Source organism: Saccharothrix tamanrassetensis, assembly GCF_014203665.1.
Taxonomy (GTDB): Bacteria; Actinomycetota; Actinomycetes; order Mycobacteriales; family Pseudonocardiaceae; genus Actinosynnema; species Actinosynnema tamanrassetense.
Window position 1 is genome coordinate 178,202 of sequence record NZ_JACHJN010000011.1, and the last position, 12,269, is coordinate 190,470.

Here is a 12,269-nt window from a genome sequence, read left to right on the forward strand (position 1 = left end):
GGCAACCGTTTCACGCCTGGTTCGAGCCGGCGTCAAGCCCGCATCACGGTCGCGATCGGGATGCGGGCCGCGCGCACCGCCGGCACCAGACCGCCCAGCACGCCGGCCACCAGACCCGCCACCACCCCGGCGACGCCCGCCTGCCAAGGGAACTCGATGCCTTGCAGCGACGGGTAGCGCGAGCCGAACATGCCGGACGCGAGCTGCAACGCGACCACCCCGACACCGATCGCCGCCGCCGCGGTGAGCAGACCGGTCAGCAGCGTCTCGGCGAGCACGATGCCCGCCAGCAGCAGGCGCGGCGTGCCGACCGCGCGGCGCAGCGCGAACTCCTCGATCCGCTCCCCCACCGTGGCGAGACCGACGTTGAGGATGCCCGCGACGCCGATCAGCAGCACCAGCGCCGCCATGCCGAGGAAGATCCACCGCATCAGGCTCAGCTCGGTCGACATGCGCTCCAGCGTGTTGACCGTGTTGACGTGGATCTGCTCCTCGGGCGTACCGGCCGCGACCAGCCGGGCCCGCAGCGCGTGCTCGACCTCGGAAGCCGCGGGCGACATCATGACCTGGAGCCCGGGACCGTTGCGGCCGCTGCTCAGGTCGCCCGCCCCCAGCCAGTTCAGCAGCTCGTCGGACCGGACGTACGCGGCGGGCGCGTACCCGCCGTCCTCCACGACACCGACGAAACGCGGCGTGGCGTTGATCGTCGAGCCCTGCAACCGCATCTCGGCGGGCACCTCGAAGCGCCGGAACGCCTCGGCCGCCTTCGTGTTCAGCACCAGCCGGGGCGCGAGCGACGGGTCGCCGCCGAAGTCCAGCCACTGCCCCGAGTCCACCCGGAACGGGCGGAACGACCGGATGTCGCCGGTCAACCCGACCAGCTGGAGTTCCACGGCCTGACCGGACGGCGCGCCCTCGTTGCCGGTGGGCACCTCGTAGCAGCCGTTCACGTCGCACGTCATGTTGCGCCCGTAGCCGCCGGGCTGGTCGACCGGGCCGCCACCCTCGTTGACCGGCTTGACGCCCGGCTCGCCGATGATGGCCTGCACAGTGGTCATCGCCACCGCGTCGGTCCGGCCCGCGAGCACGTCCAGCGCGGTCTCGACGGTCTTGCCCTCCGGGTTCAGGTACATCTGGCGGGTGCCGTCCTTGCCCTGGGAGAGTTCGACGTCCGCGAGCAGCGCGCGGTTCGCGATCTCCGCGCCCGCCTGCACCACGACGACCGCCAGCACACCCATGAACAGGCTGACCATGGACAGGAACGTGCGCAGCTTGCGCGCCCGGATCCCCTGACCGCCGATGATCAGCGACGAACGCAGCCGCCCGGACAGCCGGATCACACGACCACCCGTTCCGCGGCCGGGTTCAGCAGGCCGTCGGACAACCGCAGCACCCGGCCCATCTTCGCCGCGTGGTCCCGGTCGTGGGTCACCAGCACCAGCCCGCAGCCGTGGTCCGTGGTGGCGCGCAACGCCTCCACCACGAGGTTCCCAGTCTCCGTGTCGAGCGCGCCGGTCGGCTCGTCGGCGAGCAGGATCCGGGGCTCGCGCACCAGCGCCCGCGCGATCGCGACCCGCTGCTGCTCACCACCGGACAGCCGGGGCGGCTTGTGCTTGGCCAGGTGCGCGATGCCGACCCGGTCCAGCGCGGCCAGCACCTTCGCCTTGCGCTTGCGGCGCGACAGCCAGCCCTGGCCGTTGACCAGCGCCATGGCCACGTTCTGCGCGGCGGTGAGGTGCTTGAGCAGGAAGAACCGCTGGAACACGAAGCCGAACTCGGCGCTGCGCAGCGCGGCGGCCTTGCGCTCCGGGATGCGGGTGATGTCCTGCTCCCCCAACAGGTACTGCCCCTCGTCCGGCCGGTCGAACAGGCCGATGACGCTGAGCAGCGTGCTCTTGCCGGAGCCCGAGCGGCCGAGGATGGCGACGCTGTCCCCGCTGTGGACGGTCAGGTCGACGCCGGCCAGGATGGTGCGCGGCTGCTCCTGCCCCTTCAGCGTCTTGGTGACGCCGGCGAGCCGGATGAGCGGCGTCATCGCGACCCCGCCCCGGGCTTGCCCTCGCCGTCCGGCGCGCGCGGCAGGTTCGGACCCGGCACGGCCAGCGTCTCGTCGCCGGTCAGGCCTTCCTTGATCTCGACCACCTTGCCGTTGGTGAGCCCGAGCACGACGTCCTTGGTCTGCCTGGTCCCGTCCGCGCCGAGCACGTCGACCTTGCCCTTGCCCTGCCCACCGGCGACCGCCTCGACCGGGACGACGAGCGCGTTCGTGGCGTTGGCCGTGACGACCTCCAGCGTGGCGGACGCGCCGTTGATCAGCTTCACGTCGTCGGGCGCGGTGCACACCAGCCGCAGCCCAGTGGGGTCCGACGAGCCGCTCGGCGGCTGCTCCTGCTGCGGCTTGCCGACGGGCGTCGTCGGCTGCCCTTCCGGCTGCTCCTGCTGTTGTCGAGGTGGCTGCGCCGGCGCCGTGCCCGCGGGCAGCGCGGCGATCGTGCCCAGCATCGCGCAGGCGAACGGACCCGGGCCGTTCTTGATCTGCGCCTGGATGGTGCCCTGCGAGGCGTCGGAGATCTGGTAGGCCTGCTCGCCGTTGATGTCGGCCACGATGCCGTAGCCGGCGTACTTCGCCGACACGACCGGCATCCCGGCGGTGACGGTGGAGCGGTCGTCCACCAACCGGCCGCCGAACGTGGCCCCGGCGGGCACCTCGACGTGGTTGGGCAGGCCGTCCGCCCACACGGTGGCGACGCGGGTCGGCTTGGTGGGCGTGCTCTTGGCTTCCGGGACCTCGAGGTAGCGCACCTGCCCGGCGACCGGGGCGGTGATCCCGAAGACCGGGTTCATCGTCACCTTGCCGGTGAGGCTGACCTTGTTGGTGAGGTCCTGCCGCGTCGGCTTGGCCGTGGTCATGGTCGTGCCGCGGGGCGCCAGGTCGGGGCTGCCGGACTGCGGCGCGGCAGAGGTGCACCCCTGAACCGCCAGCAGTACCAACGCGCACCCGAAGACGTGCGGCAACATTCGTTTCGACACCGGTTTCCCCCCAAGCAGAGCCCACGCCGGTTCGACCGAACCTACCGACATGACGCCTCAGCGTCCCACAGGGTTGCATTCCTCCCGGAAGAATGCGTCTCAACGGCGTAACGCCTCCACCGCCGCCCCGACTACACGTCAGCCGTGGGCCGGTGGCCTGCCGCGCACCCCCAATGCTTTCGGAGGCCCGTTTGGTTTACACGCCGGCGGACTTTCACTTCATGTAGTGAATAGGCCTCCAACCAGGCACTTTTCCGACATGCTGTTCGTTGCCGGAGAAAAGAACGGCGCGGCGGCCCGGCGGGCACCGGTCTGGCGGTGCGAAGTCGCCGGGGTCGGCCGGGAGTGCTCGGCCCTGGAGTGCAGGACCTGGGAGTGCCGGACCTGGAAGTGCTCAGCCCTGGAGTAGTCGGGGGCGGAGGTCGGGCGTTATGTGTGGGGGTTGGCGAGGCGGGGCGTCACGTGTGGGAGGAAGGCGAGGCGGGGCGTCACGTGTGGGAGGAAGGCGAGGCGGGGCGTCACGTGTGGGGGCTGGTGAGGCGTAGGGCCACTACCAGGTCGTCCAGGGCTTGTTCGGCGGAGGGGATCGGCGGGAGGGTGCTGGCTTGGCGGGCGGCATCCAGGGTGTCGTGCCAGTGGGTCACGTCGTCCAGCAGACGGCTCGCGGTGGGGCGTTGGGGGACGCCTTCGAGGGCTCGGTGTTCGCCGAGGGCCTTGGCCTCGATCAGGTCCGGCAGGTAGTCGGGGCCGTGGTGGGTTCCGGTCAGTTCCGGGAGGTTGGCCAGCACCTCGCCGGTGCGCATCAGGTGGGTACCGGTCAGCAGGGCCCGGAACGTGTAGAGCAGCGGTTTCAATTCGCCGGTGCGTTCGAACTGGCGCCACTGGTTGCGGGCGAAGCCGTGGTAGTGGTGGGCGTGCCTGGTCGTCATGCAGGCCGGGGCCAACGCCCGCATCTCGTCGTGGGCGGGCGTGGTGTGGACTACCAGGGGGGACATCAGTTGTTCCAGGACGTAGCCGTTCGGCCGCAGCAGCAGGCGGCTGAACTTGAGTACGTCGTGGGTCACCAGGTCCAGCTCGACGTCGTCGCGCATCCACATCCGTTGCAGGGTGTCGGGCCCCGGCCGCAGGCCCACCACCTCGGCCACCGGCAGGACGTGGACGCCGCGCACGTCGACGTCGGAGTTACGGGACGGGAACCCGTACAGGTGCGCGCCCGACACGGTGGCGAACAGCAGAGGCTTCGGCTGTCCGGCCACCACCTCGGACAGGTCTGGAACCTGGTAGCTCATCTCGGACCCCCATCGGGCACCAACACGTCGGAAACCGAAGCAGAAACCAAAGCAGACGCCGAAGCGGACACCAGAGCTCAGTACGGACACCAGAGTCCATACGGACACCGCAGCTCACGCGGATACCGGAGTTCAGGCGTACACCAGAGTTCAGGCGGACACCGCAGCTCACGCGGATACCGGAGTTCAGGCGGACACCAGAGTTCAGGCGGACACCAGAGCGCGTTTGCGGACGGACATCAGCCAGGACTCGACGGCCGCCTGGTCGGGTTCCGGCGGCAACGGGCTGTCCGCCGCGCCGATCTCCGCGCGCAGCACATCGACCCACGCCCGCACCTCGTCCCACGGGACCTCACCCCGCCGCACGGCCAGCAGCCGCTCCCGGTACGGCCCCGCGTCGACGGAAAGCTCGCCGGTGCGCACCAGGTCGCGGCAGACCAGCAGCAGCCGGACGACGTGCATCGCCTGCTTCCACTTCGGTTCGGCACCCCGCGCACGGGCGAACTGGGCGGTGGTCGCACGGCTGTAGCTGTCGACGGCGCGCAGGGACAGGAAAGCGGGCAGGAGGGCCCGCAATTCGTCGCCGAGAGGTGTGCGCACTTCGACCACCGGCGAGACGAGCACTTCCAGCACGGTGGGGTTGGCTTTCAACGCCAGTGCGCAGAAATGCTCGACCTCCCAGTTCAGCTCTTCCGGCCGCGGACCTTCACGACTCGTGGGCGGTTTGTCGAAACGCCAGAAATCCCGGGTGGGCGTGACGAAGACACCTCGTCTGTCCACATCGGACCCAGGGGTGGACAAGCCGTAGGCGTGCGATCCGACGACTACCGAGAGCACCAGCACGCCGTGCAGTCTGACGCACGCCCACCGCTCGACAGGACCGATTTTCCGAACGGCTCTAGGAAGCCGGGGTGATGTTCACCATCCACGGGATGCCGAACCGGTCGATGCACGCACCGAACTCGTCGCCCCACATCTGCTTCTCCAGCGGAACGGTCACCTGCCCGCCGTCGGACAGTCGCGTCCAGTAGCCGCGCAGTTCCTCCGCGTCGTCGCCGCTGAGGCTGACGGTGATGTTGTCGCCGGGGTTGTGCGGCATCCCCGGCGGCGTGTCGGCACCCATCAACGTGTAGCCGCCGGGCGTCTCCAGCATGCCGTGCATGATCTGGTCGGCCTCGGGGGCGTCGGGCTGGCCGAATTCGCCGAACGTGTTCAGCTTCAGCGTGCCGCCGAAGACGTCCTTGTAGAACTCCATCGCCTCGCGGGCGTCGCCGGCGAAACTGATGTACGGGTTGAGTCGTGAGGCCACTGCGTCCTCCTCGGGTCGGGAGCACATCCTCGCAAGACAACCGGCTCGGCGCGACCGGTTCGAGCACTCGATCCGGGCCGGTCGTCGCAGTGCGCCGCCCAGGTCGGTGGACACTCCGCAGTGGACGGCCCGGTCGACCGGGCGAACCGGGCCGGGCGAACCGGGTGACCGCGAGCCGCGCCGGCCGGGTCGCCCGCACGGCGGGACACGACTTGCCCTGGAGACCGGCATGATCAACCCATGAGGATTCTCGTGGTGGGTGCGAGTGGTCTGGTCGGGCAGCACATCGTCGAACGGCTCCGACAACGCGGACACGGGGCGACCGCCGTCGCCCGCACCCGCCGCGCGGGGGTGGACCACGCACTCGACGCGACCACGGCATCCGTCGCGGACCTGCGCGCACTGGTGGCCGGCCACGATGGCGTCGTGTTCGCGGCGGGCGTGGACGACCGGGAGATCCCGCGCAAGCCCGCGTACCCGGCGTTCCACAAGGGCAACGTGGAGCCGGTCGCGCGACTGCTCACCGCCGCCCGGGAGGAGGGCCTGACCCGGGCCGTGGTGCTCGGCTCCTATTACACGCACTTCCACCGCGAGCACCCCGAGTGGCGGCTGACCGCACTGCACCCGTACATCCGCAGCCGCGTCGAACAGGCCCGTGCGGCGCGGGAAGCCGCCGGCACGATACCCGTTGCGGTGCTTGAACTGCCGTTCGTGTTCGGCCGTGCCGGCGACCGCCTGCCCAACTGGTCGCCGCCGCTGGAGAAGTGGGCGCGTTCCCGTTCACCGCTGGTCGCGCCGCCGGGTGGCAGTGCGGCGACCACCGCCGGACGGGTCGCCGAGGTGGCGGTGGAGGTCTTGGAACTGGCGTCCGGTGCGGACATCCCCGTCGCGGACGAGAACCTGACGTGGCAGGAGATGTTCACGCGGATCGCCGCCGCCACCGGCAACCCGCGACAGGTCCGACCGCTGCCGCCGTTCGTGGTGCGGGTGGGGCTTCGGCTCGTCGGGGTCGCACATGCGTTGGCGGGCCGGGAGCCCGGCCTGGACACCGCCCACCTGTCGCACCTGCTGCTGCGCGAGCTGTTCATCGGTGAGGGCACACCCGGTGCTGTCGAGCCGGCATTGCGCGAGACGTTCAGCCGCTGAGGCCGAACGCGTCGGCCGGGCTGACCGCCACCACCGCCCCGGCCCGGCCCGGACGAGGGGGTCTCCTGGTCATCGGCTGATCCGCGCGATCGGCACGCGCGCTTCACCCGGCCAGCGTAGGCGCACTTCGGAAAATCGCACCGCAAACGCCTTCCGACGTGATCCCCTGTCCACCGTTCGGCTCAATCTCCGGTTGCAGGTTGAGTTGATCGTGGTAAACGTGAACTATTGATCGTGCAAGGGAGAGAATTTGTCCAAGGTGGACAAACACGGGGGCAACTGGGGGAACGATGGACACCGCAACCACGGGCGCCGTATTACCGGTCGCGGCGCGGCCACCGGCTACCGGTCGCGGTTCGCCGCGACGCCGCGGCAGACCCGGAAGGCGTAGCGGTACCTGCACTTCCGGCACGGCAAGCGGAAATTGACCTACCGTGCGCGGACGGTCGTGCGGCGCGGTCGACAATCCGCGCGACCGGACCGCCGAGGCCGTTCCGGGTGGCTGCCGAGCGCATTCTTTCCGCTGACCGCCGCACTCGGTCCGGTATCGTCGCACGCAGACCTGGCTTGGGGGCCGGCCCTGTGAAGAACGCGCTCATCGGCAAACTCACGAGCATTGTGCTGGCCGAACGGAGAACACTTTTCCGGATCGGCATGCGGAAGATTCTCGACGAGGCCACCGGATTGGAGGTCACCCATCAGGTGGACACCTTCGAGGGGCTGTCCCGGCACGCGCGGGACCTGCCGGACGTGGTGGTGATCGGCTGCCTCGCCGACGTGCCGCGCCCGTCGGTGGCCGCCCGCCGGTTCCTGGACAGCAGTCCCACCGCGAGCGTCCTGGTGGTGGACGACAGCGCGGACGCGGCGGGTCACGTGCTGCCGGACGCGCCGCGGGTCGGCGTGCTGCCGCTGTCCTCCGGGCCCGACGAGTTCCTCAGCGCGATCCGGATGCTGGCCGCCGGCTACGCGTTCTTCGCCCGCCCCGACTACGCCGGGCCACCCGAGCCCCGGTCCGCCGAGCGCGGCCGACCGCCGCTGGAACGGATCACCCGGCGGGAGACCGACGTGCTGCGGCTGCTGGTGTGCGGGCAGACCAACTCCGAGATGGCGCGCCGGCTGTCGCTCACCGAGAGCACGGTCAAGTTCCACGTGCAGAACCTGCTGCGCAAGCTCCGCCTGCCCAACCGCGCGAGCGCGGTCGCCTACGCCTACGAGACCGGGCTGATCAACGTGGGCGAGCTGTCCGAAACCGCACGGAGGCCGTGAACCTTGCTTTCCCTGACCAACGGTCAGCGCGGCGCGCTGGGCGCCGCGACTGCCATGTTCTGCGTGGGCACGCTCACCGGTGTCTCCCCCGCGCTGCACGACTACCCCGTCTACGGCGGGCAGGCCGTCCGCTACCTCGTCGGCGCGCTGCTGCTGCTCGCGGTGGCGCGGGCGTTCGGCAAGGGATTCCTGCGGCTCAGCGGGCGCGAGGTGTTCTTCCTGCTGATGCTGGCGCTGACCGGGCTGACCGCGTTCAACGTGCTGATCGTGGAGAGCACCCGGTTCGCCGACCCGGCGACCGTCGGCACGGTGGTCGCCGCCGTGCCGGTCGTGCTCGCCCTGCTCGGGCCGGTGATGGAACGCCGCAAGCCCGCGCCGCGCGTGCTGGTAGCCGCCGTGGTCGTGGTGGTCGGCGTCGCGGTGACCACCGGGTTCGGCGGCGGCACGCCGTTGGGGCTGCTGCTCGCGTTCGGCGCGCTGGCCTGCGAGGCGGGCTTCTCGCTGCTGGCGTTGCCGGTGCTGGCCCGGCTCGGCGCGATCCGGGTGTCCGCCTACTCCGCCGCGCTGGCCGTGCCGCAGCTCGTGGTCGTCGGGCTGGTGGTGGACGGGCCCGACGTGGTCCGAATGCCGAGCGCGTCCGAGGCGCTCGCGCTGGGCTACCTGGCCGTGGTGGTCACCGTGTTCGCGTTCCTGTGCTGGTACAACGCCCTGCCCCGGCTCGGCGCGGACAAGGCCGGGCTGTTCTCCGGTTTCCTGCCGGTCGGCGCGGTGGTGTCGACCGTGGTGCTGGGCACCGGGCAGCCGCACCTGGCGGACCTCGCCGGCGCCGGACTGGTGCTGGTCGGCCTGGCGATCGGGCTGCGCCCGGCGCGGACACGGGAATCGGTCGGGGTCGGATGAGCTCGCAACAGGTGGTGGCGCTGCTGGTGGCGCTGGCGGTCGTCGTAGCGCTGGCGAAGGTGTTGGGAGCGCTGGCGACCCGGCTGGCGCAGCCCGCCGTGGTCGGCGAGATCCTGGCCGGCGTGCTGGTCGGACCGACGCTGTTCGGCGGTGCGCTGGCGAACGTGCTGTTCCCCGGCGACATCCGGCCGATGCTGAGCTCGCTGGCCAACGTCGGGCTGGTGTTCTTCATGTTCCTGGTGGGCCTGGAGTTCAACCGCGACCTGCTGCGCGAGCGGTTCGGGTCGATCGCCGTGGTGTCGCTCGGGTCGATGCTGACGCCGTTCGCGCTGGGCGTGCTGCTGGCGACCGTGCTGCGGCCGGACGACGGGCGGCTCGCGTTCGTGCTCTACCTGGGCACCGCGATGGCGGTCACCGCGTTCCCGGTGCTGGCGCGGATGATCAGCGACTGGGGCATGGGCGGGTCGAAGGTCGGCACGCTCGCCCTGGGCAGCGCCGCGCTGGGCGACCTGCTGGCGTGGTCGCTGCTGGCGGTGGCCATCGCGACGCTCGGCGCGGGCTCGACCGAGCAGTGGCGGCTGCTGCTGGTGCTGCCGGTGGCGGCGGTGAGCTTCTGGGTGGTGCGCCCGCTGCTGGCCCGGATCGCGCAGTCCCGGCGGGACATGTTCGCCGTGGTGCTGATCGGGCTGCTCGGGTGGAGCGCGCTGACCGAGTGGATGGGGCTGCACTTCATCTTCGGCGCGTTCCTGTTCGGCCTGGTCATGCCGCACGGTGACGCGGCGGACCTGCGCGCGGGCGTGACGCTGCGGATCGAGCAGGTCAGCAAGGTGCTGCTGCTGCCGGTGTACTTCGTGGTCGCGGGGCTCCAGGTGGACCTGTCGCGGACCACGTGGACGGGCTTCGCCGAGTTCGGGCTGATCATGCTGGTCGCGGTGGGCGGCAAGTTCGCGGGCGCGCTGCTGGCCGCGCGGCTGTGCCGGCTGGACTGGCGGGAGTCCGCCACCCTCGGCACGCTGCTCAACACGCGCGGCCTCACCGAACTGGTGATCCTCAGCATCGGCCTGCAACTGGGCCTGCTGGACCGCGACCTGTACTCGCAGCTGGTGCTGATGGCCGTGGTCACCACGATGATGACCGGGCCGCTGGTGAAGCTGCTCCACCGGAAGCACGCGGTGGAGCCGGTGACCCTGCCCGTCAGCTCGCCACGTCCGCGATGACCGGCCGCACCAGGTCGACCAGGCTCGCCGCGTCGACCTCGATGGTCTCGTCGTCGCGGCCGCTGCCGCAGTAGACCTTGCCCATCGACGGCACGGTGGCGTGGAAGACGACCGTCTTGTCGGCCAGCTCGGTCAACGGGCTGATACCGCCGGGCGCCATGCCCAGCACGGTCAGGTCGTCCTCGCCGGCGCGGCGCAGCTTCGACCGGGACACCCCGGCGGCCTTCGCGATCTTGCCGTAGCCGGCGGGCAGCAGCATCGGCATCGACACCAGCACGAACCCGTCGTCGGTGCGGAACGCGAGGGTCTTGAGCAGTTGCTCGGCGGGCAGCCGCAATTCGCGCTCGATGTCCTCGTAGGTCCGGATCGGCGCGTGCGTGAAAGACGAGAACGGCACGCCGGCGGCTTCCAGGATTTGCGCGGGAGTGGGTCCGCTCATGCCCCGAGGGTATCCGGCCGGGCCCCACCCACCCCAGCAGGGTCGGAATCGGCAGGCTGGGAATCGGTGGGGCCGGAATCGGCCGGCTCCGAATCCGCGTCCGATGATTCGGTGGACCGGGCTTCGACGGGCCGGGGTTCGACGAGGTGGGGTTCGACGGGCCGGGATTCGGCGGATCCCGGTTCGGCCGAACGCCGGCGCATCAGGCCGTGGAACACGAACCGCATCACCGGACGGCCCGCTGCGTCCACGAGTTCGCCGCGCTGCCGCACGATCCCGCAGTCCGGCCGGGACAGCGACGGCGAGGTGCCCAGCACGGTCATCCGACCGACCAGCAGGTCTCCCGGCCGCACCGGGCGCAGCCAGCGCAGTTCGTCGATCCCGGGGGAAACCTCGGCCGCCGCGCCGTTCACCACCGAATCCACGTACAGCCGCATGAAAGTGGCCGCGACGTGCCAGCCGCTCGCGATCGGTTCGCCCGATCGGCCGAGGTGGATCGGCTGCGGGTCGTACTGGTGGGCGAATGCGCGGATCTCGTCGCCGGAAATCCGGTGATCGCCCAATTCGTGCACGTCGCCGATCCGGAAATCCTCGAAATAGCGCACGCTACCTCCTGGTGCCCGTGCGCAGGCGCGGGAACAGCGCCAGCCCGGCCCCGCCGATGTCCGCGCGGTGCGCCGCCACCTCACGACGGGTGGCCGCGACGACCGGGGCGGTCATGAACGGGAAGTCCGTGCCGAACAGCACGTGGCCCGGCTCGGCGACCGTGTCCACGCAGGCCAGCGCACCCCGTGAGGACGCTTGGGCGGTCTCGTAGTAGAGCCGGCCCAGCTCGGCGTACACCGAGTCGGCCCGCACCTGCGCATCCTGTGCCGAGCCGTCCTGGGCCGACTCGTCCTGCGCCGAAGCACCCTGCGCCTGACCGTTCTGCGGCTGACCCTTTTGCGTCTGGCCCTGCTGCGTCTGACCCTCTTGGGGAGCCAGCACCCAGGTCTTGGCCAGCTCCAACCGCCCGGCGAGGTACGGGATGGTGCCGCCGCCGTGCGCCAGCACGAACCGGATGCCGGGGAACCGCCGCAGCGCGCCCCGGAACAGCAGGTTGGCCACCGCGCGGGTGGTGTCCATGACGAAGTCGACCAACGGCGGCGGCACGGCGGCGGCCGAGTCCGGCGCGCCCGTGCACGAGCACCGGTAGCCGGGGTTCGGGTGCACGAACGCCACCGCGCCCCGCCGGTCGAGCTCCGCGAGCAGCGGGTCGAGCCGGGGATCACCGAGCAGCGCCCCGTCGGCCAGGCTCGCGGGCAGCACCACGCCGTCCGCGTCCAGCACGTCGAAGGCGTGCCCGACCTCGGCGAGGGAGGTGCCGAGGTCGGGCAGCGGCAAGGTCGCCAGCAGGCCGAGCCGGTGCGGGTGCGCGCGCACCAGTTCGGCGGTCCACTCGTTGGTGCGGCGCACCAGGTCCGCCGCGTCGGGCAGCCGGAGGGCGGCGTCCGGCACGAGCACCGAGAGCACCGCCGCGTCCAGGCCGCAGTCGTCCATCACCCGGAACGTGTCACCGACCTCCCAGCGCGGCACGGGCACGCCGGGCGCCATGTGGGTCACGCCGCGGGCGGCCAGCGCGTCGGCCAGCCGCCCGTGGTACGCGTGGTGGTGGACGTCGATCCAGTCCACGT

At 71.1% G+C, this 12,269-nt stretch carries 13 protein-coding genes; 4 read left to right on the forward strand and 9 right to left on the reverse strand.

Features of this window, described 5'->3' with window-relative positions; genetic code table 11:
* Positions 1–32: 32 nt before the first annotated feature.
* The 6 genes from FHS29_RS30130 to FHS29_RS30155 form a co-directional block, all read right to left on the reverse strand.
* A complete protein-coding gene (locus tag FHS29_RS30130) occupies positions 33–1,340 on the reverse strand; it encodes an ABC transporter permease (RefSeq protein ID WP_312865166.1) in 1,308 nt (435 codons plus the stop codon).
* Positions 1,337–2,035: an ABC transporter ATP-binding protein gene (locus FHS29_RS30135; protein ID WP_184696462.1), complete on the reverse strand. Its 699-nt coding sequence runs from the start codon at positions 2,033–2,035 to the stop codon at positions 1,337–1,339. Before FHS29_RS30135 ends, FHS29_RS30130 begins: the two co-directional genes overlap by 4 nt.
* A complete protein-coding gene (locus FHS29_RS30140) occupies positions 2,032–3,030 on the reverse strand; it encodes a permuted SH3 domain-containing protein (protein WP_312865167.1) in 999 nt (332 codons plus the stop codon). Before FHS29_RS30140 ends, FHS29_RS30135 begins: the two co-directional genes overlap by 4 nt.
* Positions 3,031–3,548: 518 nt before the next feature.
* Positions 3,549–4,319 carry a nucleotidyltransferase domain-containing protein gene (locus tag FHS29_RS30145; RefSeq protein WP_184696464.1) on the reverse strand — a complete coding sequence of 257 codons (771 nt, stop codon included), beginning with the start codon at positions 4,317–4,319 and terminating at the stop codon, positions 3,549–3,551.
* 204 nt (positions 4,320–4,523) lie between these two features.
* Positions 4,524–5,162 carry a nucleotidyltransferase domain-containing protein gene (locus FHS29_RS30150; protein WP_221456862.1) on the reverse strand — a complete coding sequence of 213 codons (639 nt, stop codon included), beginning with the start codon at positions 5,160–5,162 and terminating at the stop codon, positions 4,524–4,526.
* Between the two features lie 55 nt (positions 5,163–5,217).
* The gene (locus FHS29_RS30155) at positions 5,218–5,628 is read right to left on the reverse strand and encodes a VOC family protein (RefSeq protein WP_184696466.1); all 411 of its coding nucleotides are present in this window, start codon (positions 5,626–5,628) and stop codon (positions 5,218–5,220) included.
* Positions 5,629–5,868: 240 nt separating this feature from the next.
* Here FHS29_RS30155 and FHS29_RS30160 point away from each other — a divergent pair, with 240 nt between their 5' ends.
* The 4 genes from FHS29_RS30160 to FHS29_RS30175 all read left to right on the forward strand — a co-directional run bounded on the left by FHS29_RS30160 (position 5,869) and on the right by FHS29_RS30175 (position 10,157).
* Complete coding sequence (locus FHS29_RS30160) at positions 5,869–6,774, forward strand: NAD-dependent epimerase/dehydratase family protein (protein WP_184696468.1); 906 nt, start codon at positions 5,869–5,871, stop codon at positions 6,772–6,774.
* 654 nt (positions 6,775–7,428) lie between these two features.
* Complete coding sequence (locus FHS29_RS30165; RefSeq protein ID WP_184696471.1) at positions 7,429–8,040, forward strand: response regulator transcription factor; 612 nt, start codon at positions 7,429–7,431, stop codon at positions 8,038–8,040.
* 3 nt (positions 8,041–8,043) lie between these two features.
* A complete protein-coding gene (locus FHS29_RS30170) occupies positions 8,044–8,940 on the forward strand; it encodes an EamA family transporter (protein ID WP_184696473.1) in 897 nt (298 codons plus the stop codon).
* Positions 8,937–10,157 (forward strand): cation:proton antiporter domain-containing protein, encoded by a 1,221-nt coding sequence (locus FHS29_RS30175; protein ID WP_184696475.1) that lies wholly within the window; start codon positions 8,937–8,939, stop codon positions 10,155–10,157. Before FHS29_RS30170 ends, FHS29_RS30175 begins: the two co-directional genes overlap by 4 nt.
* Here the strand turns inward: FHS29_RS30175 and FHS29_RS30180 are convergent.
* The 3 genes from FHS29_RS30180 to FHS29_RS30190 are packed head-to-tail and all read right to left on the reverse strand — an operon-like array spanning position 10,135 to position 12,267.
* A complete protein-coding gene (locus FHS29_RS30180; protein WP_184696477.1) occupies positions 10,135–10,596 on the reverse strand; it encodes an aminoacyl-tRNA deacylase in 462 nt (153 codons plus the stop codon). The genes FHS29_RS30175 and FHS29_RS30180 overlap by 23 nt on opposite strands.
* Positions 10,593–11,201, reverse strand: a complete 609-nt coding sequence (locus FHS29_RS30185) for a MaoC/PaaZ C-terminal domain-containing protein (protein WP_184696478.1) — start codon at positions 11,199–11,201, stop codon at positions 10,593–10,595. Before FHS29_RS30185 ends, FHS29_RS30180 begins: the two co-directional genes overlap by 4 nt.
* A gap of 1 nt (position 11,202) precedes the next feature.
* Positions 11,203–12,267, reverse strand: coding sequence for an amidohydrolase family protein (locus FHS29_RS30190; protein WP_184696480.1), 1,065 nt, complete (start codon positions 12,265–12,267; stop codon positions 11,203–11,205).
* Between the last annotated feature and the right edge of the window lie 2 nt (positions 12,268–12,269).